Annotated in this window: 27 protein-coding genes and 1 tRNA gene; 10 read left to right on the top strand and 18 right to left on the bottom strand. The window is 71.5% G+C overall.

Going from position 1 to position 23,468, the window contains the following annotated elements; genetic code table 11:
* Positions 1 to 64: 64 nt before the first annotated feature.
* Positions 65 to 1,024, bottom strand: a complete 960-nt coding sequence (locus tag ACWEQG_RS18835; RefSeq protein ID WP_452286198.1) for a helix-turn-helix transcriptional regulator — start codon at positions 1,022 to 1,024, stop codon at positions 65 to 67.
* A 58-nt stretch (positions 1,025 to 1,082) separates the two neighbouring features.
* On the opposite strand from ACWEQG_RS18835, the gene ACWEQG_RS18830 reads away from it, so the two are divergent.
* Positions 1,083 to 1,655 (top strand): DinB family protein, encoded by a 573-nt coding sequence (locus ACWEQG_RS18830; protein WP_452286196.1) that lies wholly within the window; start codon positions 1,083 to 1,085, stop codon positions 1,653 to 1,655.
* A gap of 114 nt (positions 1,656 to 1,769) precedes the next feature.
* Here the strand turns inward: ACWEQG_RS18830 and ACWEQG_RS18825 are convergent, their stop codons facing one another.
* The 4 genes from ACWEQG_RS18825 to ACWEQG_RS18810 all read right to left on the bottom strand — a co-directional run bounded on the left by ACWEQG_RS18825 (position 1,770) and on the right by ACWEQG_RS18810 (position 3,722).
* The gene (locus ACWEQG_RS18825) at positions 1,770 to 2,225 is read right to left on the bottom strand and encodes a hypothetical protein (protein WP_452286194.1); all 456 of its coding nucleotides are present in this window, start codon (positions 2,223 to 2,225) and stop codon (positions 1,770 to 1,772) included.
* A complete protein-coding gene (locus ACWEQG_RS18820; RefSeq protein ID WP_452286192.1) occupies positions 2,222 to 2,644 on the bottom strand; it encodes an SgcJ/EcaC family oxidoreductase in 423 nt (140 codons plus the stop codon). Before ACWEQG_RS18820 ends, ACWEQG_RS18825 begins: the two co-directional genes overlap by 4 nt.
* Before the next feature lie 122 nt (positions 2,645 to 2,766).
* On the bottom strand, positions 2,767 to 3,360 hold the full coding sequence (locus ACWEQG_RS18815) for a PadR family transcriptional regulator (RefSeq protein WP_452286190.1): 594 nt from the start codon (positions 3,358 to 3,360) through the stop codon (positions 2,767 to 2,769).
* Between the two features lie 158 nt (positions 3,361 to 3,518).
* The gene (locus ACWEQG_RS18810; RefSeq protein ID WP_452286188.1) at positions 3,519 to 3,722 is read right to left on the bottom strand and encodes a hypothetical protein; all 204 of its coding nucleotides are present in this window, start codon (positions 3,720 to 3,722) and stop codon (positions 3,519 to 3,521) included.
* Between the two features lie 48 nt (positions 3,723 to 3,770).
* On the opposite strand from ACWEQG_RS18810, the gene ACWEQG_RS18805 reads away from it, so the two are divergent.
* Complete coding sequence (locus tag ACWEQG_RS18805) at positions 3,771 to 4,328, top strand: hypothetical protein (protein ID WP_452286186.1); 558 nt, start codon at positions 3,771 to 3,773, stop codon at positions 4,326 to 4,328.
* Between the two features lie 125 nt (positions 4,329 to 4,453).
* Here the strand turns inward: ACWEQG_RS18805 and ACWEQG_RS18800 are convergent, their stop codons facing one another.
* Positions 4,454 to 4,681: a hypothetical protein gene (locus ACWEQG_RS18800; RefSeq protein ID WP_363462988.1), complete on the bottom strand. Its 228-nt coding sequence runs from the start codon at positions 4,679 to 4,681 to the stop codon at positions 4,454 to 4,456.
* 166 nt (positions 4,682 to 4,847) lie between these two features.
* Here ACWEQG_RS18800 and ACWEQG_RS18795 point away from each other — a divergent pair, with 166 nt between their 5' ends.
* Complete coding sequence (locus tag ACWEQG_RS18795) at positions 4,848 to 6,188, top strand: helix-turn-helix domain-containing protein (protein ID WP_452286184.1); 1,341 nt, start codon at positions 4,848 to 4,850, stop codon at positions 6,186 to 6,188.
* Here the strand turns inward: ACWEQG_RS18795 and ACWEQG_RS18790 are convergent.
* A complete protein-coding gene (locus ACWEQG_RS18790; protein WP_452286182.1) occupies positions 6,178 to 6,870 on the bottom strand; it encodes a hypothetical protein in 693 nt (230 codons plus the stop codon). The genes ACWEQG_RS18795 and ACWEQG_RS18790 overlap by 11 nt on opposite strands.
* A gap of 10 nt (positions 6,871 to 6,880) precedes the next feature.
* Positions 6,881 to 7,708: an oxidoreductase gene (locus ACWEQG_RS18785; RefSeq protein ID WP_452286180.1), complete on the bottom strand. Its 828-nt coding sequence runs from the start codon at positions 7,706 to 7,708 to the stop codon at positions 6,881 to 6,883.
* 100 nt (positions 7,709 to 7,808) lie between these two features.
* On the opposite strand from ACWEQG_RS18785, the gene ACWEQG_RS18780 reads away from it, so the two are divergent.
* The gene (locus tag ACWEQG_RS18780) at positions 7,809 to 8,711 is read left to right on the top strand and encodes a LysR family transcriptional regulator (RefSeq protein WP_452286178.1); all 903 of its coding nucleotides are present in this window, start codon (positions 7,809 to 7,811) and stop codon (positions 8,709 to 8,711) included.
* 4 nt (positions 8,712 to 8,715) lie between these two features.
* Here ACWEQG_RS18780 and ACWEQG_RS18775 read toward each other — a convergent pair whose 3' ends face one another.
* Positions 8,716 to 9,369 carry an HAD family hydrolase gene (locus tag ACWEQG_RS18775; RefSeq protein ID WP_452286175.1) on the bottom strand — a complete coding sequence of 218 codons (654 nt, stop codon included), beginning with the start codon at positions 9,367 to 9,369 and terminating at the stop codon, positions 8,716 to 8,718.
* Positions 9,370 to 9,548: 179 nt separating this feature from the next.
* On the opposite strand from ACWEQG_RS18775, the gene ACWEQG_RS18770 reads away from it, so the two are divergent.
* Positions 9,549 to 10,340, top strand: coding sequence for a class II aldolase/adducin family protein (locus tag ACWEQG_RS18770; protein ID WP_452286173.1), 792 nt, complete (start codon positions 9,549 to 9,551; stop codon positions 10,338 to 10,340).
* A 45-nt stretch (positions 10,341 to 10,385) separates the two neighbouring features.
* Here the strand turns inward: ACWEQG_RS18770 and ACWEQG_RS18765 are convergent, their stop codons facing one another.
* From ACWEQG_RS18765 to ACWEQG_RS18745, 5 genes are read right to left on the bottom strand one after another with little or no spacing between them, the layout of a single operon-like run.
* The gene (locus ACWEQG_RS18765; protein WP_452286171.1) at positions 10,386 to 11,795 is read right to left on the bottom strand and encodes a cellulose binding domain-containing protein; all 1,410 of its coding nucleotides are present in this window, start codon (positions 11,793 to 11,795) and stop codon (positions 10,386 to 10,388) included.
* A 36-nt stretch (positions 11,796 to 11,831) separates the two neighbouring features.
* A complete protein-coding gene (locus ACWEQG_RS18760; protein ID WP_452286169.1) occupies positions 11,832 to 13,103 on the bottom strand; it encodes a beta-N-acetylhexosaminidase in 1,272 nt (423 codons plus the stop codon).
* A 5-nt stretch (positions 13,104 to 13,108) separates the two neighbouring features.
* Positions 13,109 to 13,927, bottom strand: a complete 819-nt coding sequence (locus tag ACWEQG_RS18755; RefSeq protein ID WP_182906483.1) for a carbohydrate ABC transporter permease — start codon at positions 13,925 to 13,927, stop codon at positions 13,109 to 13,111.
* Entirely contained in the window at positions 13,924 to 14,868 is a 945-nt protein-coding gene (locus ACWEQG_RS18750) for a carbohydrate ABC transporter permease (protein ID WP_452286167.1), read from the bottom strand. The genes ACWEQG_RS18755 and ACWEQG_RS18750 overlap by 4 nt, the downstream gene beginning before the upstream one ends.
* 1 nt (position 14,869) lies before the next feature.
* Positions 14,870 to 16,129 (bottom strand): extracellular solute-binding protein, encoded by a 1,260-nt coding sequence (locus tag ACWEQG_RS18745; protein WP_452286165.1) that lies wholly within the window; start codon positions 16,127 to 16,129, stop codon positions 14,870 to 14,872.
* A gap of 140 nt (positions 16,130 to 16,269) precedes the next feature.
* Between ACWEQG_RS18745 and ACWEQG_RS18740 the strand changes: the two genes are divergently transcribed.
* Together ACWEQG_RS18740 and ACWEQG_RS18735 are read left to right on the top strand one after the other, a co-directional pair.
* On the top strand, positions 16,270 to 16,998 hold the full coding sequence (locus ACWEQG_RS18740; protein ID WP_363462978.1) for a GntR family transcriptional regulator: 729 nt from the start codon (positions 16,270 to 16,272) through the stop codon (positions 16,996 to 16,998).
* A gap of 220 nt (positions 16,999 to 17,218) precedes the next feature.
* The gene (locus ACWEQG_RS18735; protein WP_452286163.1) at positions 17,219 to 18,835 is read left to right on the top strand and encodes a hypothetical protein; all 1,617 of its coding nucleotides are present in this window, start codon (positions 17,219 to 17,221) and stop codon (positions 18,833 to 18,835) included.
* Between the two features lie 83 nt (positions 18,836 to 18,918).
* Here ACWEQG_RS18735 and ACWEQG_RS18730 read toward each other — a convergent pair whose 3' ends face one another.
* Positions 18,919 to 20,259, bottom strand: coding sequence for a DUF2786 domain-containing protein (locus tag ACWEQG_RS18730; protein ID WP_452286161.1), 1,341 nt, complete (start codon positions 20,257 to 20,259; stop codon positions 18,919 to 18,921).
* A 115-nt stretch (positions 20,260 to 20,374) separates the two neighbouring features.
* Positions 20,375 to 21,274, bottom strand: a complete 900-nt coding sequence (locus ACWEQG_RS18725; RefSeq protein WP_452286159.1) for an ASCH domain-containing protein — start codon at positions 21,272 to 21,274, stop codon at positions 20,375 to 20,377.
* 172 nt (positions 21,275 to 21,446) lie between these two features.
* Between ACWEQG_RS18725 and ACWEQG_RS18720 the strand changes: the two genes are divergently transcribed.
* Both ACWEQG_RS18720 and ACWEQG_RS18715 read left to right on the top strand, forming a co-directional pair.
* Positions 21,447 to 21,650, top strand: coding sequence for a hypothetical protein (locus ACWEQG_RS18720; protein WP_363462974.1), 204 nt, complete (start codon positions 21,447 to 21,449; stop codon positions 21,648 to 21,650).
* Between the two features lie 69 nt (positions 21,651 to 21,719).
* Positions 21,720 to 22,037 (top strand): hypothetical protein, encoded by a 318-nt coding sequence (locus ACWEQG_RS18715; protein ID WP_452286157.1) that lies wholly within the window; start codon positions 21,720 to 21,722, stop codon positions 22,035 to 22,037.
* A gap of 117 nt (positions 22,038 to 22,154) precedes the next feature.
* On the opposite strand, the gene ACWEQG_RS18710 is transcribed toward ACWEQG_RS18715, so the two are convergent.
* A tRNA-Lys gene (locus ACWEQG_RS18710) sits at positions 22,155 to 22,231 on the bottom strand.
* Between the two features lie 160 nt (positions 22,232 to 22,391).
* On the opposite strand from ACWEQG_RS18710, the gene ACWEQG_RS18705 reads away from it, so the two are divergent.
* A complete protein-coding gene (locus tag ACWEQG_RS18705) occupies positions 22,392 to 22,754 on the top strand; it encodes a PRC-barrel domain containing protein (protein WP_169987722.1) in 363 nt (120 codons plus the stop codon).
* 112 nt (positions 22,755 to 22,866) lie between these two features.
* Here the strand turns inward: ACWEQG_RS18705 and ACWEQG_RS18700 are convergent, their stop codons facing one another.
* Complete coding sequence (locus ACWEQG_RS18700) at positions 22,867 to 23,463, bottom strand: nucleotidyltransferase family protein (RefSeq protein ID WP_346224690.1); 597 nt, start codon at positions 23,461 to 23,463, stop codon at positions 22,867 to 22,869.
* Positions 23,464 to 23,468: the final 5 nt, after the last annotated feature.

Genomic DNA, 23,468 nt, shown 5'->3' with positions numbered 1-23,468 from the left:
GAACAGATATTCGATCATGCCATGTGCCCGGAGCGGCGTCCGGGATGAAGCACACTGCGCGCCTTCAACCGGTCCGGGCCATCGCCGCGAGGCGGCGGGCGAGCAGAGCGGCGGCCTCCCGCAGCTCCGGGGGATCAAGCACCTCCGCCTCGAACCCCAGCAGGGCCACCCGTATGGCGAGCCACTGCGGGTCGTCCCCGCCGACGACGAGCACGCACGCTCCGTCGCGGTCGTCTTCGACACGCCCCACCTGGGGCGGCACCAGCTCGCGCACCCGATCGGGCGGGGCGTGCAGCCGCACCCGGGCGAGACACCGGTACGGCGCCTCGGTCACGGACCGCTGCACGTAGGCGATCGGGTCCGGATGCTCGCCCGGCCGGAAGCGCCAGGTCGTCGCCACCGCCTCGCGCATCCGGTCAAGCCGGAAGGTGCGCCAGTCGTCGCGGTCCACGTCCCGGGCCATCAGGTACCAGCGGCGGCCCGCGACGACCATGCGCACCGGCTCGACCGTGCGTTCGCGCTCCCCTCCGTCGCGACCGGCGTACCGGAACCGCACCCTCACGGCGTCGCGACAGGCCCGCGCCAGCGTCATCAGCAGTTCCGGGTCGATCTCGGCGGCGGGACCGGCCAGAGTCTCGGTCGCCCCGTACACCGCCCGGATCTCGGCGCGCAGCCGGGGCGGCATCACCTGGTCGAGCTTCGTGAGGGCCCGCAGCGCCGCCCCACCCGCCCCGGCGACCGTACTTCCCGACGCGAGCCGCAGGGACACCGCCGTCGCGATCGCCTCCTCGTCGTCCAGGAGCAGCGGCGGCAGCCGGGTGCCGGCGCCGAGCCGGTAGCCGCCGCCGACGCCCGCCGTCGCGTGCACGGGGTAGCCGAGCGCGCGCAACCGCTCCACGTCGCGGCGCACCGATCGGTCGGTGACCCCCAGCTCCGCGGCGAGCTCGGCGGCGGTCCAGGACGGCCTGCGCTGCAACAGCGCCAGCAGCCGCAGCACCCGCTCGGTCGTCGACTCGGCGCTCATGCGGCCATCGTACGGATCACGGAACGGAACTGTCCGCTATGTGGGGGAGCCTGGAGCCATGAGCGACCAGACGTGGAACCCCCTGCTGCGCGAGCAGGTCACCTGGCACTGGACCAACCAGCTGCGCGGCCGCCTCGACGGGCTCACGGACGACGAGTACTTCTGGGAGCCCGCGCCCGGCTGCTGGAGCGTGCGCCCGCGCGGCGCCGGCGCCGCACCCGTGCAGGCCGGGTCCGGCGCGATGACCATCGATTTCGCGATGCCGGCACCCGACCCGCCGCCGCTCACGACGATCGCCTGGCGGCTCGGGCACGTGATCGTCGGCGTGCTCGCGATGCGCAACGCCGCGCACTTCGGCCGCCCGCCGGTCGACTACCAGTCGTTCGCGTACGCCGCCTCCGCGGCCGAAGCGCTGGCCCAGCTCGACGCGGAGTACGCCACATGGCTGGCCGGGGTCGAGTCCCTCGGCGAAGCCGGCCTCGCCCGCCCGTGCGGGCAGGCGGAAGGGCCGTACGCCGACCATCCTCTGGCGGTGCTGGTGCTCCACATCAACCGCGAGCTGATCCATCACCTGGCCGAGGTGTGCCTGCTCCGCGATCTCTATCTCCACACCCGCCGGCAGGCGGGCTGAGACGTCTTCGTGGTGGGCCAGCGCTACTTCGTCCGCGGCGCGAACGAGGGCGCGGAGAAGGGCTGCCGTCCCGGACCGGCCCGAGCCGGGCCGATCCGGGCCGATCCGTGCCTTTCAGCGCCTGCCCAGCAGGCGGACCGGGCAGTCCAGTTCGGCGCCCACACGGTCGAGCAGGACCGCGAAGCCGTCGCGCGTCCGTGCTCCGAACCGCCGGAAGAACCCGTTGGCCAGGGGCACTCCCCAGCGCAGGCGCTCGGCCACGTTGCGGACCTGGTGGACCAGCAGCGTGCCGGCCGGATCGGGCGCGAGGCGGTATTCACCGCGGTACCACCAGCCGCCCTGCACGTCCAGCCGGTCCGGGCCCACCTCGACCGTCATCGCGTGCCCGGGCGCGGCGAGCACGAACCGGTCCGGTCCACCGGTGAGCGTTCCGCCGTGCTCCGCCAGGAGGAAACAGTTGTGCCGCCCCACCTGCCCCGGCCGTACTCGCAGGATGAGGCCGGCCACCCGGTCGACCGGCGCCTCGACGACGCCGCGCACCTCGCACAGCGGGGCCTCGGCGGACGTCACGGCGCACCGGTCCGCGTGTTCTGGAACGACGCGAGGCGCCAGCCGTCGCCCGCTCTGACCACGGTGAACGTCATGATCGAGTCACGGCCCGGATCGGACCCGCCGTCCGGCAGGGACGATCCTCCGGTGGTCACGACCAGCGCCGCGTCCGGGCTCAGCAGGCGGATCTTCCGCAGCGGGGGCGCGGCGGCCGGCGCGCCCAGCCGGGACCCCTTCAGCGGGCCCTCGAACAGGGCCCGGTGGCTGTCCTCGATGGCCCGGCGGCCCTCCATGCGGGCACCGAAGTACGTCACATAGTCGGCGTCCTCGGTGAACAACCCCGCGAAGGCGGCGGCGTCCCCGTCGTTCCAGGCCGCGGTCAGCGCGTCCAGCAGGCGGTGGATGTCGCCGGACACGGTCTCCAGCGCGGTCTCTGACATGGTTGCGACTCCTCTCGGATGACCGCGAAGCCGCCTATCCTTCGGAGTGCGAGCCCTGATCGGCCGCTTCGCGGGTGGTCGGGTCGGGCGCCGGCCGGATGTTGGCGCATCCGGCCGGCGCGTCACTGCCGGTCGAGCTGTCCGGCGTTCGTCTCGGTGCTCCAGGTGATCCGGCCCGACCGGATCTCGGCGAGGGTCGCGCGGACCCACGCCAACTCGGCGGCCTTCATCGCCCGGTCGTACTCCACTTCGAGGACCAGCACGCGCGGCAGGCCCGAGCCGTCCAGCGTCTCGATGTGCGCGTCGGCGGCGACGATGGCGCCCTCCAGCGTGGCGGCGCGGGTGCTCAGCGCCCGCTCCGCCTCGGGGACGGGAAGGCATCCCATCAGCGACACCGCGGCCAGGAAGACCTTGGTGTCGCCGTCCGGCTGTTCCAGCAGACGGCGCAGCCGGGTGCTCAGCTCGGCCCGCCCCTCCTCGGTCACCCGGTAGACGGTGCGTTCCGGCCGGCGGCCCTCCCTGCTGGTCTCGACCGGAGCGATGAGCTCGTCACGGGCCAGCCGGTCGACCGCGTGGTAGAGGCTGCGGGGCAGGCCGCCGATGTAGTCCTTGTGCGTGTCGATGACGAACCGGTGCAGCTCGTAGGGGTGGGCGGGCCGTACGGACAGCAGAGCGAGCACCGTGAGCCCGACCAGATCCCTGTCCGCCCGCCCCATCACACCCCCATCGTCATATTGCAATCCGCACTATAGCGAGACGCAATCCGACAGGGAACCCCTACGCCGAAGCACACCGGCGACGCGCCCCGCGAGGCACAACACCCGGACCTCGCGGCCGGAGGTCGAAACGAAGGTACATACCCCATAAATCGTCTTCAAAGAAGAATGCTCGCATTCTCATTTTTGTTGCCGAACAGATATTCACGGCGGTAACCATTCGGACGCGGAAACGCGTCCAACATCGTCACACCGATGACCAGCAAACGTCCCGAGCATCGCGAGGAAAGGTGCACTTCATGACCGATCAGACGTCCGAGGCCCTCGTCGCGCCCGAGGCGACTCAAGCCCCCCTCACGCATGAGGGCGACGTTCGCGGACCCCGGAAGGCACCCGCCAACCCCCGCACCATGCCGAAATGGGAGTCCGAGGCGCGCAACCGCATCCGCACGGCGATACGCCGGTACGGCAAGCCCCTCAGCGATCTCATCGCCCGCGACGCCAACGAGGGTGACACCCGCCTGCTCGTCACCGATTTCCTCTGCGAAGGGCTGGGCTACGACAAATACGAAGATCTGACAACCGAATACCAGGTCAAAGGCGAATTCGCCGACTACGGCATACGCGTGGACAAACAGCTGGCCGCGTTCATCAAGGTGAAGCGGTGCACGCAGAAATTGGGCGTCAAACACCTGCGACAGGTGCAGATGTACGCGGTGAACGAGGGCGTCGAATGGATGGTGCTGACGAACGGGCAGGTGTGGCAGGTCTACCACCTCACCGGCGGTCTCCCGGTCGTCGTCGACCTGGCCCTGGAGATCGACCTCCTCGACCGCGTCCTCCTCACGCCCGTGATCCTCGACGCCGTACGGAAGGAGCTGCGGCGGCAGACGGGCCACAACGCGGACGAGAAGGAGATCGAGCGCATCCTCCAGGCGGAGGTCCTCAGGCCCGATCTCCTCGCCTGAACAGCGGAGGGCAGGGGCGGATGGATCCGTCGCAGGCGCCGGCGACGGCGCCTGCGCGGTCCACGTCGTCCACTACATCAGGGACCGTCCGCGGCACGGCCGCTGACCGTGCCGGCGGCCCTCGGTCACCCGGTGATCGCGGGGTCGGCGGTGACCGCGGCGGTCAGCTCGGCCTGGGCCGTCAGCGCCGCGGCGAGGGCCTCGGGGTCGTCGGCGTCGAGCGTCATCGCGCATCCCCTGCGGATCGCGTCGAGGTTCACCGGCCCGCGCCTGGTCGCCCACCAGCGGCCGACGTCCGACCGCCAGATGATCCAGCCGGCGTGGTCTCGTGCGATGTCCTCCAGCGTGGTCATGTCACCCATCTCCAACGGCTGCTCGCGGAAGTGGGCCAAGCTAAGCGCTTTTGAAGCGGTTGGAGTATCAGCCAGAGGACGTCCAATCACAGCCAGTAGCCGCGCGAACACGGAATCTCCCGTAGTGTCGGCGTGTCACGCTGACACAGTGTGCTGGGGGTGCGACATGCCGGCCAACCACCGCCATCCGCAAAATCGCCGGCTCGCGTGGGAACGCCTGCAGCGCGGGTGGTCCTACGAGGAGCTGTGCGAACGCATTCGTACGTCCATGCGGTCGTGCGACGAGAAGGACACCGGCCTGACGGCCAACACGGTCAGGCGATGGGAGACCGGCGAGCGGTGGCCGGATCCGCGCTATCGCAAGCATCTGGTGACGATTTTCGACAAGCCCGCGAGCGAACTGGGACTGCTCACCCCCGACGAGATGGCCATGCGGCCGGTCACGGAGGTGGTGGACGAGATACGGAGGCTGCTGAGCATGATCGCCGCAGACGGCATCGACCGCTCCACGTTCCTGCGGGGGCTCTTCGGCGCGGGCGTGCTCGCTCCGCTCATCGGTGAGGGCGGCGAGCGTCTTCCCGCGGCGGTGGAACGCGGGCGCGGGGTCGACGCCGAGTCGGCCGAGGCGTTCGCCCGGGTGGTCGACAAGCAGGCCGCCCTCTACTGGACCTCGCCCCCGGACGACATCTTCCAGGCGTCGGTCGCGCACACGCGGCTCGGCATGAGCCTGCTGCGGGCGGCCCCGGAGGGGGCGGTCCGGCACACGCTGGCCGAGGCGGCCGCCCGCTCGGCCCTGCTGTCGGGCAGGGTCGCCTTCTTCGACCTGAACGACGGCCCCACCGCGGCGCGGCTGTTCCGCATGGCCCTGTCGGCCACCCGGGAGTGCGGGGACCATCCCCTGGCCGCCGCCGTGCTCGCCCACGCGGCGTTCGTGCCGGGGTTCGAGGGCCACCGTACGGACGCCCTGGGCCTGCTCGACGCCGCGTTCGCGCACGCCTGGCACGGCGTCGGCCCGCTGACCAGGGCATGGCTCCACTGTGTGGCGTCGGAGATCTCGGCCCGCTGCGGCGAGCCGAAGGAGTGCATGCGCCACATCGACCGGGCCGACCACATGATCGACGCGAGCGGCGACGACCCGTCCTGGCTGGACTTCTTCGAGCGGGCCAGGCTCGACGGCTTCGCCGGCTACAGCGCGCTGACGGCGGGCAACCACGAGGAGGCGGCCCGCCGGTTGCGCAAGGCGCTCGACGACCTGGGCCCGAACGGCGGCAAGCAGCGCTCGGTGCTGCTCGCCGACCTCGCCGCCGCGCACGCCTCCACCGACGGCGACCAGGCCGCCGAGCATCTCCGGGAGGCGGTCGACGCGCTCGAGGACCAGTGGTACGCGATCGGGCACGACCGTGTCCGCGGCGTGCTGAAGGTCCTGCCGCCCGCGGCGGCCACGCGGGCGCTGGACGAACGGCTGGCCGAGCTCGGCCGCGCCAGGCACCCCGAGCTCACGATGTGACGGCGGCCCCCGTCCGCCACGCCGCGCGCAGCGCCTCGATCTCCGCCGGAGAGCTCTCGCGGGCGATGTACGGGATGTCCAGCAGGTGCCTCGTCCCGGCTGCGGACAGGCGTTCGCGCACGACGGCGGAGTCGTCGAGCACCTGGCGGTACAGCGACGCCCCGTCCATGCAGAAGACGTCGACGAGCGCGATCCTCCCGTCCACCGCCCGGCGGACGTTGCCGTGGTTGAGGTCGATCCCGTCCCACCACGGCGTCCGCGCCCGCCACTCCTCGTCCACCGTGAGGGCGGCGCGCCGTACGGCGTCGAGCGCCTCGTCCCCCTCCCCCTCGCGCCATCGGCGGGCCACCTCCGCCGCCTCCTCCGGTGCGGCCGGGGCCAGGAACTCCAGCACCGTGAGCGAGCCGCCGCCGTCGAGGGCCTCGGCGAGCGCCACCCGCGGCAGGTACGGGTTGCCGGGGCAGCGACGGCACAGTTCGAGGAAGGCCGGATAGGCCGGGTCGAACGGGCAGATCCGCGCGGCGAACAGGCCGCGGGGCGAGCGCAGCCCGACGGCCCAGTCACCCACGCCACAGGGCATCCAGCCGAGCCTGGCGAGGACCGCCAGCGCGTCCCGGTGGTTCACCGCACTCCAGTCGCGGCCGAGCAGCGGCGTGACGTCGGCATCGTGATCGAGCTTCATCCCGGCGACTCTAGAGGCTCGTCGCCCGGCTCAGCTTCTCCCATCGGTCCAGGTCCGCGCGGAGCATCTCGTGGTGGGCGCGGAGGGCGTCGACCGCGTCGTCACCCAGGGCGAGGCGCAGCGGCGGCTCGGCGTCGTCCAGCACCTGGAGGATCGCCCGCGCGGCCTTGGCCGGATCGCCCGGCTGCGTGCCGTCCATGCCGTCCACGAAGGCCCGGGTCGCGCCCGCGGACAGCCGGTAGGCGTCGATGGGCTCAGAACGGTGCATGCGGTGGCCGCCGAACTCGGTGCGGAACGCGCCCGGCTCGACGATCAGCACCCGTACGCCGAAGGGCGCGACCTCGGCGGCGAGCGCCTCCGACAACCCCTCCAGGGCGAACTTGGCGGCGCAGTAGGCGCCGAAGCCCGGCATGCTGAGCTGCCCGCCCATCGAGCTCATCTGCACGACGGTCCCGCTCCCCTGGCGGCGCAGATGTGGCAGGACGGCCTTGGTCACGGTCACCGCCCCGAAGAACATGACCTCCATCAGCGCGCGCAGGTCGCTCATCGACAGCTCCTCGACGGCTCCCACCGACCCGTGGCCGGCGTTGTTCACCACGACGTCGATCCGGCCGAAGGCGGACAGCGTCTCGGCCACTGCCGCGTCGACGGAGGCGGCGTCGGTGACGTCCAGCCGCGAGACGCGCACACGGTCGCCGCCGAGTTCCGCCAGGGCGGCGAGCGCCTCGGGGCGTCGCGCGGTCGCCATCACGCGATCCCCCGCGGCCAGAGCGGCCTCGGCCAGCTCCCGGCCGAAGCCCGCCGAGCATCCGGTGATCAGCCACACCCGTCCGGTCATGGTCCTCACTCCTCGTTTCCGTAGTCAGTGGGACCACTGTCCGCCGTACGGGACCCGCCGCGCCAACACACGTTTCCTGCGGCCGTTACAGTCAGAGCCTGTGACCCCCGAGCTGCGTCATCTGCGGTACTTCGTCGCCGTGGCCGAGCATCTGAGCTTCACCGTGGCCGCGCGGGAGCTGCGCATCGCCCAGCAGTCGCTCTCACAGCAGATCGTCGCGCTCGAGCGCGCCCTCGGCACGCGGCTGTTCGACCGGGACGCCCGGGGCACCCGCCTCACCGAGGTCGGGCGGGTGTTCCTGCCCGAGGCGCGCGCGGTGCTGGCCCGGGCGGACGCCGCCGTGGAGACCGCCCGTCGCGCCGAGCGCGGCGAGGTCGGCAGGCTGCGCCTGGCCTTCCTCGTCTCCACCGCGAACTACATGATGCCGCCGGTCGTCCGCGCGTTCCGCGAACGGTACCCGGACGTGGATCTCGTCACCGAGGCGGTCGGCATCGCCGATCTCGTCGGCGGTCTGCGGGACGGGCGGTACGACGCGGCCTTCACCCGGCCGCCGCTCGTGGACGACCTGAAGACGGTCACGCTGGTCGCCGAGCGCGTCTGCGCGGTCCTGCCGACCGGTCACCCGCTCGCCGGGCGGGCCGAGCTGCGGCTCGCCGACCTGGCCGGCGAGCCCTGGGTGCTCACGCCGCGCGGCTCGTGGGAGCCGTGGCACCGCAAGTACGACGAGGACTTCCGCACGGCGGGCTTCGAGCCACGGGTGACACAGCGGGCCGAGGGCGTGCCGAGCCTGCTCGGCCTGGTCGCCGCCGGGGTCGGGGTCACCCGGCTCGCCCGGTCGGCGCACAGCCTGCGGCGCACCGGGGTCGTGTTCGTGCCGCTCGCGGATGAACGGGCCGAGACCGTCATGGCCTGGCACCCCGCGCGCGACCGGCAGGCCGTGCGGAACCTGCTCGACGTGGTGGTGGAACTGGCCGCCTCGATCGACCTCACGGAGGCCGGGTGAGCCGTCAGTCGCCGTTGTGCTTGCGGACGAGCGCGGGAAGCTCGGCCAGCGAGTCGACATGGAACAGGCAGGCCCGGGCCGCCGTCTCGTCGCGGAGGATGTGGCCCCACGGGCCCCGCCGTACGAGGGCGGTGCGCAGCCCGGACTTCTGGGCGGGCCGGATGTCGTTGTCGAGGCGGTCGCCCACGTAGAGGACGGATTCCGCCGGACAGCCGGCCTCCGCCACCAGCCGGTCGAAGAAGGACGTGTCGGGCTTCTCCACCCCCCAGCCGTCGGAGGTGCCGATTACGTCCACGGGCAGGTCCAGGGCGCGCAGGATGGTCTCGGCGCGGGCGGTCTGGTTGCCGGCGAGGCCGACGCGCAGCCCCATCTCCCGCAGCTCGGCCAGGCAGAGCCGGGCGTCGGGGTAGAGGTTCTCCTCGCCGAACGTCTCGGCCTGGCCTTCCCGGACCCGGCGTTCCCGCTCGGCGTGCAGGTCGAAACCTGGCCGGAAGTGCTGGAAGGTGTCCCGGTAGTCGCCGCCGCGCGCGATCACGGCGCCGAACACGGCGGAGAAGGTGTGCCGCGGGACGCCCAGCCAGTCGGCCCAGGTGCCGTATTCGCGGGTCTCGTCCACCAGGGTCTCTCCGACGTCGAAGAAGACGGCCTCCAGCCGCATCGGTACCTCCCGTCTCTCAGGCTGCATGCACCTTACGCGGATTCGGTCGGCCTCCACTGCCCCGTCGGACAGGACCGAAGCCGCCAGGGGCACCGAAGAAGATTCGGTTCCCGCGTGGACAGGGGACGGCGGCGGAGGACAGGCTGGACGGGTACGCCTCACGAGCCCTGGGAGCCGCGATGAGCCTGTCCGACCTGCAGCCCGTGCCCGCCGACCAGCTCGCCTTCCGGCTGCCGCCGACCTTCGCCACCGTGGAGGAGGAGCGGCGTCACCGCAAGGAGCGGCTCGCGGCGGCGCTGCGCCTGTTCGGGAGGTTCGGCTTCGAGGAGGGCGTGGCCGGCCACATCACGGCCCGGGACCCGGAGCACACCGACCATTTCTGGGTGAACCCGTTCGGCATGTCGTTCAAGCAGATCAAGGTCGGCGACCTGATCCTGGTCAACCACGAGGGCCAGGTGGTGGAGGGCCGCCACCACGTCAACCAGGCGGCGTTCGCCATCCACTCGATGGTGCACCGGGCCAGGCCCGACGTGGTCGCCGCCGCCCACTCCCACTCGGTGTACGGCAAGGCCCTGTCGGCGCTCGGGACGCTGCTCGAGCCGCTGACGCAGGACGCGTGCGCGTTCTACGAGGACCACGCCCTGTTTGACGACTACACGGGGGTGGTCGTGGAGACCGAGGAGGGCCGCCGCATCGCGCGGGCGCTGGGCTCGCACAAGGCGGTCATCCTGCGCAACCACGGGCTGCTGACCGTGGGCGACAGCGTGGAGGCGGCGGCCTGGTGGTTCATCACGATGGAGCGCAGCTGCCAGGCGCAGCTCGCGGCCAAGGCCGCCGGGCCGACGGTGCCCATCTCGCACGAGAACGCCAAGCTCACGCACGGCCAGATCGGCAACGACCTCGTCGGCTGGATCAACTTCCAGCCCCTGCTGGACCAGATCCTCGCCTCCGACCCCGATCTCCTCGACTGACCGGTCGCCCGGGCCCCGGACACGCCGGGACCCGGGCGATACCGGCTACGGCATGGGCACGGTGTCCTTCCACGTGGTGCCGGCGCTCCGGAACGCGTTCACCCTGGAGGTGATCTCGGCCGGAGCCACGGCCTCGTTCTTGCTGAAGTAGAACCAGTCGACCTGCTGCGTGTAGACGCGCGGGGTGGCGCTGCCCAGCAGCCCGCCGGAGATGAACCAGAGGTTGAAGTTCACCGACTGCGGCGTCTCGGGGTAGTAGTCGCCGCCGTGCTCGGCGAACAGCGTGCCGTCGATGTAGTAGCGGACCGTGCCCCCGGAGACCTGGAGCACGAGGTCGTGCCAGCCGGCGTAGCTCGCCGTCCGCTCGGTGTGCGTGTTGACCGCGAGCCAGGGCTCGTTGCGGTAGGTCTCCCAGGTGGTGGTGTACATGATCGGGCCCTGCGCGCCCCAGCCGCCGTTCGGCAGGTACTCGAAGTCCTGCTCGCTGTAGTCCGGGTCGAGGTCGTAGGCGAGGGGCGTGATGGTGAAGAACGTCTCCACGATGTTGTCGCCGTCCGGTCCGCTGTCGGGGGCGTCGGCGAACTTCACCCGCGCGGCGTACGTGCCCTCGAAGAACTTCCGCTGGTGCAGGAACTCGGCCTGCGAGGTGCCTCCCGCGGTGCCGTCCGTGGCCGCCCGCAGTTGCAGCGCCTTGTTGCTCCCGCTCACGACGGGGAAGCTCACGTTGGACGCCGGCCAGCTCGCGCCGGGGACACCGGGGCCGCCGCTGTTGGTCCGTACGGTCCAGTTGTGCGCCGTGATCTGCGGGTCCGACGAGGAGGCGTAGGCGAAGTCGTCGAAGACGACTCCGCTGCCGCCGCCCGGACCGCCCGGCGACGGCGAGGTGGAGGGGGACGGGGACGGCGAGGGGTCCGTCACGCCCGCGGGCGGGGTGCCCCACACCAGCGTGCCGCCCTGGTGGACCGTGACCTTGTCCCAGTCGCCGTACGTCGTCCGGGCGGGGCCGAAGGAGTAGTCGTCGCTCTGCCTGATCGTCTGCCAGTCGGCCCGGTAGAAGCGCAGTTGCAGGTCGCCGGTCGACGCGCCGGCCGCCAGGCTGCCGGAGGTGAAGCCGACCTCCAGGTAGCGGTCGGCCGTGGCCGTTCCCGGCGAGATCGTCTGAAAGGTCCCGGTGACGGTGGAGCAGGAGATCACCGCCCATGAGCAGGCGAAGCGGTACTGCTGCGCCGGTGAGTCGGCCCTGAAGTAGTAGCGGATCTTGACGGTGTTCAGCGGCACCGCCGTGGTCCCGCTGTTGACCAGGTCGAACCAGGGCTCCACCTGGTCGGCGGTGGCGCCGGTCGCGCTCGTCTTGTAGCGCAGGCGCAGCGACTGGGCCGCCTGCGCGGGCAGCGCTACGACCAGCGCGGCCAGCAGGACGGCCGCTAGGCCGCCCCATAAGAGCTTTCGTGACACCGCAGTCTTCCTTTCGTGGGGGGTGGATTGCGGAGTTCAGGGGATGACCGGCCCCGGCCGGACGCCCAGCGACTCCAGATGAGGGGTGAGTCTGCGCAGGAAGTCGCGGTAGTCCCCCGCCGTGCCCCAGGCCACTTCGGCGAAGGCGCACAACCGGGGGAAGGCCATCGCCTCGACGTGCTCGGGCGTGGGCATGTACTCGGTCCAGAGCTGGCACTGCACCCCGAGGATCCGGCCCGCCGCCCCCTCGGGGGCCGGGGGCGGCGTGAACCCGTAGACGTCGGCGAGGGAGAGCATCCGGCCGTGCGGGCCGGGGGCGTCGGCCGGGTAGTCGAGGTAGGTGCTGGTGTGCGGGGCCAGCACGACGTCGAGCCCTTCGAGGGCCGCCCGCGGTCCGCTCTCGTGGTCGAGCCATGTCATCGCCGTGACGCCGGGGGGCCCACCAGGGGTGTCGTACCAGTGGATCGGGCGCCGGCCCCGGGAGGTCACGTACGCGCCGACGGTTGAGGTGAACCACGCCCGCGCCGCATCCGGGCCCGGCAGCCCGAGCTCGGCGATCCGCCGCAACGCCGCCTCGCTGTGCGCCCACTCGTCCGGCGGGCACTCGTCGCCGCCGAGGTGGACGTACTCGCCGGGGAACAGGTCCATGACCTCGTCGAGCACGTCCCGGCAGAAGCCGACGGCCGCCTCCTCCAGGTTGAACACGTGCGGGCTGATCCCCCACGAGTCGCGGACCGGCAGACGGCGTGACGGGTGGTTGCCGAGCCAGGGATAGGCGGCGATCGCCGCCTGGGCGTGCCCCGGCATCTCGATCTCGGGCACGATCGTGACGAACCGGTCGGCGGCGTACGACACGATCTCCCGGATGTCCTCCTGCGTGTAGTGCTCCCCGCTGACCTCGGTGAGCCGGGGATAGCGCTTGATCTGCAGCCGCCAGCCCTGGTCGTCGGTCAGGTGCAGGTGCAGCCGGTTGAGCCGGTGGACCGCCAGCAGGTCGATCAGCCGCAGCACGAAGTCCTTCGGCATGAAGTGCCGGGCGACGTCGAGCATCACCCCTCGCCAGGAGTGCGCGGGCCGGTCGGTGATCCGGCACAGCGGCGCCTCGGGGCCGAGTGCCGCCAGGGTCCGCAGGCCGTAGAAGCGCCCGGCGGGTCCTCCCGCCGCCAGCTCCGCGCCGTCCGGCGTGACGTCGATGCGATATCCCTCCTCTCCCAGCCGGGGATCGTCGGGCGCGTGCCGTACGAGGCCGTCGTGGAGCGTGACGGTTCCCCCGAGCACGGCCGCCTGGCGGGGCCGCGGAATCATCATCTGGGTCATCCCTTCACCGCGCCCGCGATCATCCCGGAGGACACGCGGCGCTGGAGCACGAGGAAGACGAGCAGGACGGGAAGCATGAACAGCGTGGCGGCGGCCATCGTGGCGCCCCAGTCGGTGCCGAAGACGTTGGCGAACCCGGACAGCCAGATCGGCAGCGTACGGTCGCCCTGGTCCTTGATCATGAGTGCGTTGGCGAAGGCGAATTCGTTCCACGCGGTGATGAAGCCGAACAGCGACGTGGACATCAGGCCCGGCGCGAGCAGCGGCAGCACCACCCGGCGGAACGCCTCGGCCCGGCCGCAGCCGTCCATCAGCGCGGCCTCCTCCAGCTCGGGCGGGACCGCCGCGATGAACCCGCGCAGCGTCACGATCGTGAACGGCAGCGTCGTGACGAAGTACACCAGCGTCAGCGTCGGCAGCCGGTCGAGCATGTCCGCGTCGCGGGCGATGATGTAGACCGGCACGAGCAGCGCCGACCAGGGGGCGGTCTGGGCGACGAAGACCATCAGGATGAACCCGCGCCGCGCCGGCCAGCGCAGCCGGGCCACGGCGAAGGCGGCCGGCAGCGCCACGACCAGCGCGAGCACCACCGCGCCGAGCGTGACCGCCAGGCTGTTGCGCCAGAACGTCCAGAACCCGGCGGCGCGTACGGCTGTCGCGAAGTGGTCGAGGGTCGGCCGGGCGGGCCAGAACGCCGGCGTCTCGGTCAGGATGTCCACCGTCGGCTTGAACGCGGTGATCACCATCCAGTAGACGGGGAACACCGACACCGCCAGCACGCCCACGGCTGCCAGGTTGAGCGCGGCCCTCCTCACGCTCCCTCCTCCCGGAACATCCGCCGCAGGTGGACGACCAGCACCGCGAGCAGCATCAGCACGGTCAGCGTGGAGACGGCCGACCCCAGGTCGTACCGGTGCAGCGACTGCGCGATCTGGAACGCGTAGACCGGCAGGGTGGCGGTGGCGCCGCCGGGGCCGCCCTTGCTGATCGCCCAGATCTGCGCGAAGCAGGTGAGGACCCAGATGACCTCCAGCGACGTGATCAGGCCGAACAGCGGGCGCAGGATGGGAAACGTGACCCGGCCGAAGACCTGCCACGGCCCGGCCCCGTCGATCCGGGCCGCCTCGTACAGCTCTCCGGGAATGGTGGTGAGTCCCGCGTAGAGGGTGAGCGCGGCGAACGGCACCGACTGCCAGACCACCAGCGCGACCAGGATCGCGAAGGTCGCCCGTCCGTCGGCGAACCACGTGTAGTCGCGGAAGGAGTCGAAGCCGAGCCTGACCAGCACCCAGTTGACGACGCCCAGACGCGACTGGAAGAGCCACTGGAAGATCGTCGTCGCCGCCAGCACCGGCGTGGCCCAGGTGAGCACCATCCCGCTCATGACGGCCAGCCGCATCCGGCGTCCCAGGTGCGGCAGCATCAGCGCCACGGCGGTGCCGATCACCATGATCAGTACGACGTTGGCGGCGGTCCACAGGAAGGTCCGCCGTACGACCGCCCAGAACTCCGGCCCGCCGAGGGCCTCGGCGTAGTTGGCGAGGCCCTCGAAGGCCGCCCCGCCCCTGATCAGCTCGCCCAGCCGGAAGTGCTGGAAGGAGATGACGACGCTGCGGGCCAGCGGGTAGACGAGCAGGCACGCGAAGGCGGCCAGGGCCGGGGCCACCAGCAGGTACGGCCAGAGCGCGCCTTTTCTGCGGGTTCTCGCCTCGGCGAGGAGAGCGGGACGGGCCGTGCGGGCGAGGGCGCGCGCCATGTCAGGACCTGGTGTTGAGGATCGTGGTGATCACGCCGGAGGCCTCCTTCGCCGCGGTGGCCGCGTCCCCTCCGGTGAGCACCTTGGTCATGTACTCCTTGATGACGTTCCTGGCCTCCACGGCCGCCCAGTTGGGCGAGTTGGGCGTGGCATGCCCGGCCGCGGCCCCCGCCGCCATCGCCGCGGTGGCCTCGTCGCCGCTCAGGACCCCGGCGTACGAGGTGCGGTTGGGCACATAGCTCATCTCCTTGGCCATGTCGAGCTGGAACTTCTCCCCCGCCAGGGCCTTGACCACCTCGTACGCCTCATCGGGGTGCGCGGACGCCTCAGGGATGATCAGATCGGACCCTCCGGTGAAGACGGCGCCCGGCTTGTCCGCCGTCTTGCCGGGGATCGGGAAGAAGCCGAGCCTGCCCTTGAGGTCCGGGTTGGCCTTCTCGATCGCGACCGCGCCGCCGGGCGCGGAGATGATCTGCGCGACGTCGCCCTTGCCGAACACGTCGGCCTGCGGCGGCCTGGCCTCGTCGGAGTCCCTGGGTCCCTTGCCGAGCGCCTGGAGACGCTTGTAGAAGGCCAGCCCGGCTAGCGCCTGCGGCGTGTCGAGCGTCCCCTTCCACTGACCGCCCTCTTCGACGGCGAGGTCGCCGCCCTCGTCCCAGACGAACCCCGCGAGGGTGTACCAGTTCTGGCCCGGCAGGTAGATGCCCTGCACGCCGCCCTTGTTCAGCCTGGTGGTGACGTCGATCCACTCGTCGCGGGTCTTCGGCGGGGAGGTGACACCGGCCTTGGCGAACAGGTCCTTGTTGTAGACGACCACTCGGTTGGCGGCGTACCAGGGGATGCCGTACTGCCTGCCGCCGATCTTCCCCGGCTCGGCCAGGCCGGGCAGCCAGTCGGCGCCGCCGAGGTCGGCGACCTTGCCGGTGAGGTCCCTGACTCCGCCGCTGGCGGCGTACTCGGCGACCTGGGTGTTGCCGACCTCGATGACGTCGGGGGCGTCCTTGCTGGCCAGTGCGCTGGTGACCTTCTGCCCGATGCCGTCCCACTCCTGGATCTGGACGTTCAGGGTGATTCCGGGATGCGACCGCTGGAAGTCGTCCGTGAACCGCTTCACGATCGCGTCCGACAGGCTGTCGCGCATGAACCACACGGTCAGCGTGGTCGTACCGGTCTGTCCGGATGTCCCGGGCTCGGACGCCGAGCCGCAACCGGCGAGCGCGAGGCTGAACGCGGCCGCCGCGGCGAGGAGGCGTAACCTCATCGGTCCTCCCAGTGGTCAGTTATTGGTAAACCATTGAGAGGAGAGTGGTCTTAACCAGTCGGACTGTCAAGAGGCGATATTTCGGGCTATCTCCAGGCCGAGATGGGGATGAGTGGTCAACTACTGGTAAGGTCTGGGGCGTGCAGAGACTTCCAGCGGGCCTCAAGCGCGACCGGGTCAGAGACGTCCTGCTCGACCTGATCGCCGACAAGGAGCCCGGCACCGCCATCCCCTCTGAACGCGACCTGTCCCGGGAGCTCGGCGTCTCCCGCCCGACCCTCCGCGCGGCGATCGACGGGCTCGTACGGCAGGGCATGCTCGTGCGGGAGCACGGGCGGGGGACGTTCACCGGCCGCAGGAAGGTCACCCAGCCCCTCGCGGCCGGCGACGACTCCTTCCACGCCCCCGCCGCCGAGGGGAACTGGCTCAGCCGAATCCTCGAGTTCGACTCGGCCCCGGCCACCGCACGGCTGGCGCACCGCCTGCAGGTCTCGCCCGCCGACCCGGTCCTGCGCGTCGTACGGCTGCGCCTGGTGGACGACGAGCCGATGGCGATCGAGCGCATCCACCTGCCGCACCGCCTGGTCGAGTCCCTGCGGCCCGAGGACATGGTGTCCGGGTCGTTCTACCGGTTCCTGCGCACGAGGTTCGGCGTCGACGTCCGCCGCGCCACCCAGAGCATCGAGCCGACCGTCACCGACGAGACCGAGGCCGAACTGCTCGGCGTCCCCCAGCACGCCCCCGCTCTGCTCATCGAGCGCACGGCCCGCGAGGCCGGTGGCCGGGTCGTGGAGTTCACGAGGTCCATCTACCGCGGCGACCGCTACCGGATCACCTCGGAACTCCACTTCGACGACTCCTCCGGCTGACCCGGAAGACAGTCACTCACAGTGGTCGAGATGTGCGAAAACAGTGATCGGGAGGTCTCTGATCGGCCACACTGGGTGCCGCACACCCCCCAGAAAAGGCGATGGGGAGCGGCCCTTCCGGGCGACTCCCCTGCCTAAGTTCCTCTTGAGAGTACTTTCCCCGGAGGGCTGTGCGCAACCAGTAACGCCGCAGTCACTCAGCCGAAGGGGTACCTCGCCGATGGGAGCCGTCAGCAGCAGACCTGAAACCGGTGCCCTGGTCACCGCCCGGATCCAGGAGTTGCTGGAATCGTGGCGTCCCTGGCAGCGACGCCTGTGGGACGTGGGCACGGTCCTCGCCCTGCGTGAGGCGGTGGAGGCGGCCGACTGGGTCGGACGCCACGTCCTCTCGCAGGCCTCCCTCGCGTGGTACGCCCGGGAGTCGCTGCTTCCCAGGCTCAGGACCGACAGCGCCCTGGGGGACGGGCCGATCCGCCGGCACCTGCACCAGATCTGCGTCAGACCGATCAAGCCGGGCGCCCGCAGTCAGCGCGCCCTGGCGCTCCTGTCGGACCTCGTGGCCGACGGCTATCTTCGTCGCTGGCGTGATCTTCTTACCTCCGGCCGCGTTCATGTGGAACGTTCCGCCCGGTGCGTCGCCGCTCATCTACTGGACGAGGGTTTTCATCAGGATTTCCTCCGGCGTGAGATCAAGACACGGCTGGCCGGATCGGCCGACCCGGTCGACCTGATCGATCTCCTCATCGAACTGGAATCACGTGGCGATCTCGGCTACGAGGGAGTGATCGTCCTCCAGGACAAGGTGCCCGCGCCGCAGGTCGCGCTGAAGTCCTCGCACTGGCTGTCGCAGGAGGAGGTGCGCCAGCGGCTGTTGACGGAGTTTCCCCAGGTGACGGGTGTCCGCGCCAGCGGAGGCCTGCTGTTCCGCGTACGGGCTCGCGACCACGTCTCGGCGGTGCAGCAGGTGGCCGAGTCGTTCGACCGGGTCCGCAACAGGGTGCGTTACCGGCGTGGGCAGACGGCGCTCGACGTCTACCCCAAAGTGTTCATCTCGGGGCTGGCCGAACCGCAGGACTTCCGGCGGGGCGACCCGGCGGTGACCGTGCTGTCGCTGGAACGCGTCGGCGTGCTCTACGACCTGCCCGACGCCGGTGCGCACGGGCTGCGCATCGACGACGCGCTCGAACTCGCCGCGCCGCTCACGGAGAGCTCGCCGAGCACGGCCGTGGCGGGAGCCTGGGCCGCCGTCGAATCGCTGCTTCTCTGCGACACCGACGAAGCCGACCGCGAGGAGGGGCGGGCGGTGGCGGCGGACCGGGCCGCCGCGCTGGTGGCGGCGGGCTGGCCACGCGCCGAACTGACCGCCCTCAGTTACGACGCGCGGATCCGCGAGGAGGACCCTCGCCTGTGCCGCGACCTCGACCTGATCGGCGGCAACAACCGCGAACGCGCCAGGCGGATGGTCCGGTGGCTGAGCGCGGAGCCGGTCGTGCGCGTGGACGACCCCGTGACCACGGCCGCGCTCGGCCGGATGCGCGAGCTGGTCGCCGCACCGTCGGTGACCCTCGGCCGCGTGGAGCGCTATCTGCGCGGTTGCTTCCGGCGCCTGTACCGCCAGCGCAACATCGTGCTGCACGGAGGTTCGACGCGGTCGATCGCGCTGCCCTCGACCGTGCGGACGGCCGGGCCGCTCGTGGGCGCCGCCCTGGATCGGCTCGCGCACGGTCACGCGGTCTCGGGCGTCGCTCCGCTCGACATGGCCGGCCGCGCGAAGCTGGCCCTGCGGGTGGTGGAGGACGCCGACGGCTGGGGGCCGCACGAGTTGCTCGACGCCTGAAGCCGGACGTACGGCGGCTCGTGCCGTCGGCGTCGGCCGGCGCCGCTCGGACGCCTGCCGCGGCCGGTCGTCGTGGGCTCGGATCAAGCGCCTCCCCGGGTGACCTTGGCGCGTGGGTCGAGGACGGCGCGGTCGGCGGCGGCCCGGCCGGAGATCCAGCCCTCCCGGTTGCTGATCGCGCCCGCGCCGACCATGGTCAGTGTCGGGAAGAGCTCCTCGACCCTCGCCTCGACCTCGGCCTCCCGAGCCGCCAGCACCGGCAGCAGGTCGCGCCCGGTGTCGGCGGCGGCCTCCCGCATCGCCTGTCCCGCCGCCTCCCGCAGCCGCTCGCCGATGCGCTGGGCGTACGCCGCGAGGAACGACTGCCGGAACGACCGCGTGCGGGAACGGCCGAGACCGTCACGGCGGGACCCCGCGAGCCTCATCGCCGTCGTGGCCTGCACCAGCAGGGAGGTGAACAGCACCTCCACCGCGGCCAGGTCCGCGGGGAACCCGAGCACGGTGGCGAACCCGAAATGCCGGCTCCACACCGAGCGGCAGTGGTTGGCGGAGGCGATGACGTCCAGCAGCATCGCCTTCGGGCCCTCGTAGGGCGCGTCGACGCCCAGCCGGCGTCCCTCCGGCCGCCCGGCTCCGCCCCGGCCGGCCGTCCGGGCGGCCAGCAGCGCGGCGTCGATGCTGTGCCGGGCCATCAGCGACTGGGCCGCCGCGGTGAACGTCTCGGCCTCCGCCTCGAACTCGGTCGACTCGGCTTTGGCAAGCAGTGCCCGCACCCGGGCGAGCATCCGCTCGTCCACGGCGCCGCCACGGGAGCCGTGCGTACGGCGGGCCGTTCCCGGCACCGGGCACAGCCGTTCCAGCGGCGGCAGCGTGGCCAGCAGGCGGATCACCCGCAGCGCGCAGGCGACCATCCCGATCCGGTCGCCGTCCTCGCGGAGACACTCCTCGTCACGGCTCCACCACACCGTCGCGCCGAGGGCCGCGAGCTGGTCCAGCCAGCGCTCGTCCACCGTCGCGGCGGCGTAGGCCCGCATCTCGGCCGCGACGGCGTCGGTCACGAGGCGGACGTGCCGGGCCTCGAGCCGCCGCCCCACCAGCCGGACGACGTCGGCGGGCTGCCAGCCGCGCTCCCAGGCGAGTGTCACGTGCCGGTTCAGCGCCTCCAGCAGGGCGCGGTCCACGAGTGCGCGCAGCCCCTGGCCCTGTGCGAGGACCCGCACGCATCGCCGGAACTCGGTCTCGTCGCGGCGGCGCGCCGCCTCCAGCGCTGCCGACAGCAGCTCGGCCACCAGTTCCTCCGCCGCCCGCCCGGAGGACTGCGACGACCAGGGGAAGCTCCACGCGGCCTCGCCCGGCGGCCCGAGGCTCCGCCGTCGCGTGTCTTCCCGCTCTCCGGCTCCACGCCGCCGGTTCGCCCCGATCATCCGCTCGCCCTCCCCCGATCGGCGCCCTCCGGCGGCCCTCGACGGCCGCCCGGCCGGGTCGTGCGAGCGATTCTGTCAGGCCCGGCCACCGGCTCCGTGACGTTATCCACAGGCGTCACAGGGGCCCGAGCAGCCGGAAGCGTTCGGCCACGATCAGCGTGTCGTCGTCGATCACCGGTGGTCCGCCGAGGACGGCGGACATCTCCGGGCCGGTCCAGAAGCGCTCGTGGGAGGCCCTCCACTGGGCGACGGTGTCGTACCCCTCGCCCTCGTCGCGGGCGAACGCCTCGTCGACCTCGCGGATCGGCAGCACGCGCACCTGGGTCGTCTCCAGGAGCGCCACGCGCCGCCCGGCGGAGTCGATCAGAGCGGTCCACCGGCCGGCCACCGGGAGGGGGTCGCCGCAGTGCTCGTAATCCGCCAGCAGGCCCGCGGTGGCCGTCTTGTCCCCGCTCAGGATCGCCGCGACCAGACGCTCGCGCAGCGGCCCGGGAAAGGCGAACTCGGCCACCGGCGGCTCGCCCAGCGGGAAGAACGCCTCCGCTCGCCAGCTCTCGCCGTCGAAGAGCCGCAGCGTCACACCGCCGACGTACGTCGTCACGGGAGGCCCGGCCGCCTGACCCGCGTCGCCGGGCAGTCCCTCCGCGAGTGCGAAGTGCGGCGCCGCGAGCCCGTCCCCGTGCGGCACGGCCTCCGGCCAGCGGCCCGCCACCGCCTCGGTGAGCTCGCGCACCGGGCCGTCCGGCTCCGCGGCGAGGTGGAGCACGCCCCGGGAGCGGCCGGCCTTCGCGAACGCGACCTCGAACGGCCGCCGCGCCGCGAACAGGCCCCGCAGGCCGGCGAGCACATCGTCGTCGAGGCGCTGACGCGGCAGGAACGGATACAGGACGCTGACGTGCGCGGGCATGCCGTACGCCGGGGAGAAGCCGTAGCGTTCCCGCAGGCCCCGGACCAGGGGCTCGGCCGAGGGAACCTCCACCACCAGGGCGGTCTCACCGATCTCGAAGGGTGCCATGCCCGACATCCTGCCTCCGGAAGGTCACGCGGACGACCGGATGCATGAGTGCATCACGTACCCCTCTGGGCATTTACATGGACGATTCGGCCAGATTAAATCTTTATTTCCAGATACATGGTGATCTGGGCCACATTGGTGCCGAGCCTGATCGTGCGAGGAGTGGTGCCCGATGGTGTTGTCGCTGGTGCAGCGGATGCTCTCCGCTCTCGGCCAGGGGTTCGTACGGCTCGGACGGTACTGGGCCGCCCAGTTCGGCGTCGCCTGCACGCTGACCTGGGCCCCCGACGCGGCCCCCCTCGCGCGCGAGCAGGAGGAGGAGACCGAGCACTGGGACTGGTCGATCCCCTACCACTGGTACGAAACCTCCCGCTGACACCGCGCCGCCGCGAACCGGCCGGCGCGATGCCCAGCGGATCGCCGTTCACCGCTCGATACTGTCCCCATGAAGGACGTCCGTTGCGAACGCTGCGAGCTGCCCGTGGGTATGGGCTGCTCCTGCCGGGGAGTCTCGCCGAAGGCGCTCGTCCCCTTCGAGATCCTGATCTCCCCCAGTCGATTCGCCCACCTGCCCGGAGGATGCGGCCACACGGCCAGCCCGGAGACCATGGAACGCGACTGGGGACGGGTACGTGATCCTCGACCGGGCTCGTGGCTCGGCATCGGCCCCGACACTCCCCTGCGAGCACAGGAGGGAAACCTGGAGACGTTCGCCGTCCGGCGCTGCCAGGACTGCGACAACGGATTCCCCGGCACCGGGTGACGGTGGCGGGTGGCCGCGCGGTCGGGAAGCTCCGGCGGCGAGCCGGCGGCACGAGACGAAGTCCGGGGCCCCGCACGCGGAAGGCCCAGGCCGGCTGTGCCGACCTGGGCCTTCTTGTGGTGCGCCGCCAGGGACTCGAACCCCGGACCCGCTGATTAAGAGTCAGCTGCTCTAACCAACTGAGCTAGCGGCGCCCGCCCCATAAGAGTAGCGGCATCCGGAGGTGTTCCGCGCCACGGCGCGACCGATCGCGGCGGATGGCGGGCGACCAGATGATGTCCTGCCCTTACGTGTCCGGGATGTTCCCCTTCTCCCGTTCGGGTACGGAGAGTGACGACGAAGGGAGTGAGCACCATGACACCGGATCTCTGGTCGTATTCCGACACCGTGAGCGGCACGGGACAGCAGATGGACATCGCCGGATACGACGTGCAGGCCGTGGACGGGAAGATCGGCTCCGTGGACGAGGCCACCTATGAGGCGGGCCAGAGCTACATCGTCGTGGACACGGGCCCGTGGATCTTCGGCAAGAAGGTAATGCTCCCCGCGAGTGTGGTGACGAGGATCGACTTCCAGGATCGCAAGGTCTTCGTCAGCCGCACCAAACAGGAGATCAAGAACGCGCCCGAGTTCAACGAGACGGCGATGAGCGAGCCGGGCTACCGGGACCGCGTCGGGGAGTACTACGGGCGTTTCCCCCGCACTTCGTCCATGTGACGGCGGAAAGGGGGCCGCGCCGCCACCGCGGCGCGGCCCCCTTCTCCTCTTCCCGGAGATCCCTCCCGGCCCCTCCTCCGCATGGACCGGGACGGCGGCCGGAGCGGGCCTTTCAGGGCCAGGTGCTGTCGGGCCTGGGTGTCGTAGGGGCGATGATGTGCAGCCGCTCCAGGAGCGTGACGAACGTCGAGGCGTACGGCGACGGCGCGGCGACCGAGGCGACCCGGTCCCAGTCGACCTGCTCCCGCATGGCACGGACCATCGGCAGCAGCGAACCGTAGTCGCAGGCGTGCTCGGACAACGGCAGTATCCAGGAGATCACAAGATCGGTGGCTTCGAGGACGGGCAGGCTCAGCGCCGCGGTGTTGATCGGCTCGGCTCGAGCGATCATCGCCTCGGTCACCGGCCTGTCGGCGAGTGAGAAGATCAGGTCGACGAGCACGCCTTCCTCGTCGAACGCCTTGACCAGCCAGTCCTCCGGTGGTTTCGCGGTCCGGAAACCCAGGCTCTCCAGGGTTTTCAGCGCGAGCGGGACGTCTTCCTCGACCAAGGCGAAGTCGACGTCGTGCAGTGATGGCGCGGCGCCCCTCGCGTAGCCGGCGCAGCCTCCGGCCAGGGCGAAGCGCACCCCGGCCTCCTTGAGACCGGCCCCGGCGCGCTTGAGCGTTTCAAGAATCGCGTCGGTGACTTCGTGACTGTGACTACCCACTCACG

It is taken from the genome of Microbispora sp. NPDC004025, from assembly GCF_053604425.1.
The sequence above is the reverse complement of the archived record's forward strand: the minus strand, read 5'-3'. Positions and strand labels throughout refer to the sequence as shown.

What these genes read in the sequence shown, in the direction of transcription:
- ACWEQG_RS18715 (WP_452286157.1), top strand. Translation starts at nt 21,720, where the DNA reads ATGAAGGACGTCCGTTGCGAACGCTGCGAGCTGCCCGTGGGTATGGGC.
- ACWEQG_RS18800 (WP_363462988.1), bottom strand. Translation starts at nt 4,681, where the DNA reads ATGACCACGCTGGAGGACATCGCACGAGACCACGCCGGCTGGATCATC.
- ACWEQG_RS18830 (WP_452286196.1), top strand. Translation starts at nt 1,083, where the DNA reads ATGAGCGACCAGACGTGGAACCCCCTGCTGCGCGAGCAGGTCACCTGG.
- ACWEQG_RS18745 (WP_452286165.1), bottom strand. Translation starts at nt 16,129, where the DNA reads ATGAGGTTACGCCTCCTCGCCGCGGCGGCCGCGTTCAGCCTCGCGCTC.
- ACWEQG_RS18720 (WP_363462974.1), top strand. Translation starts at nt 21,447, where the DNA reads ATGGTGTTGTCGCTGGTGCAGCGGATGCTCTCCGCTCTCGGCCAGGGG.
- ACWEQG_RS18805 (WP_452286186.1), top strand. Translation starts at nt 3,771, where the DNA reads ATGCCGAAATGGGAGTCCGAGGCGCGCAACCGCATCCGCACGGCGATA.
- ACWEQG_RS18705 (WP_169987722.1), top strand. Translation starts at nt 22,392, where the DNA reads ATGACACCGGATCTCTGGTCGTATTCCGACACCGTGAGCGGCACGGGA.
- ACWEQG_RS18815 (WP_452286190.1), bottom strand. Translation starts at nt 3,360, where the DNA reads ATGGGGCGGGCGGACAGGGATCTGGTCGGGCTCACGGTGCTCGCTCTG.
- ACWEQG_RS18835 (WP_452286198.1), bottom strand. Translation starts at nt 1,024, where the DNA reads ATGAGCGCCGAGTCGACGACCGAGCGGGTGCTGCGGCTGCTGGCGCTG.
- ACWEQG_RS18760 (WP_452286169.1), bottom strand. Translation starts at nt 13,103, where the DNA reads ATGATGATTCCGCGGCCCCGCCAGGCGGCCGTGCTCGGGGGAACCGTC.
- ACWEQG_RS18730 (WP_452286161.1), bottom strand. Translation starts at nt 20,259, where the DNA reads ATGATCGGGGCGAACCGGCGGCGTGGAGCCGGAGAGCGGGAAGACACG.
- ACWEQG_RS18770 (WP_452286173.1), top strand. Translation starts at nt 9,549, where the DNA reads ATGAGCCTGTCCGACCTGCAGCCCGTGCCCGCCGACCAGCTCGCCTTC.
- ACWEQG_RS18775 (WP_452286175.1), bottom strand. Translation starts at nt 9,369, where the DNA reads ATGCGGCTGGAGGCCGTCTTCTTCGACGTCGGAGAGACCCTGGTGGAC.
- ACWEQG_RS18725 (WP_452286159.1), bottom strand. Translation starts at nt 21,274, where the DNA reads ATGGCACCCTTCGAGATCGGTGAGACCGCCCTGGTGGTGGAGGTTCCC.
- ACWEQG_RS18790 (WP_452286182.1), bottom strand. Translation starts at nt 6,870, where the DNA reads ATGAAGCTCGATCACGATGCCGACGTCACGCCGCTGCTCGGCCGCGAC.
- ACWEQG_RS18750 (WP_452286167.1), bottom strand. Translation starts at nt 14,868, where the DNA reads ATGGCGCGCGCCCTCGCCCGCACGGCCCGTCCCGCTCTCCTCGCCGAG.
- ACWEQG_RS18735 (WP_452286163.1), top strand. Translation starts at nt 17,219, where the DNA reads ATGGGAGCCGTCAGCAGCAGACCTGAAACCGGTGCCCTGGTCACCGCC.
- ACWEQG_RS18820 (WP_452286192.1), bottom strand. Translation starts at nt 2,644, where the DNA reads ATGTCAGAGACCGCGCTGGAGACCGTGTCCGGCGACATCCACCGCCTG.
- ACWEQG_RS18795 (WP_452286184.1), top strand. Translation starts at nt 4,848, where the DNA reads ATGCCGGCCAACCACCGCCATCCGCAAAATCGCCGGCTCGCGTGGGAA.
- ACWEQG_RS18785 (WP_452286180.1), bottom strand. Translation starts at nt 7,708, where the DNA reads ATGACCGGACGGGTGTGGCTGATCACCGGATGCTCGGCGGGCTTCGGC.
- ACWEQG_RS18810 (WP_452286188.1), bottom strand. Translation starts at nt 3,722, where the DNA reads ATGCGTGAGGGGGGCTTGAGTCGCCTCGGGCGCGACGAGGGCCTCGGA.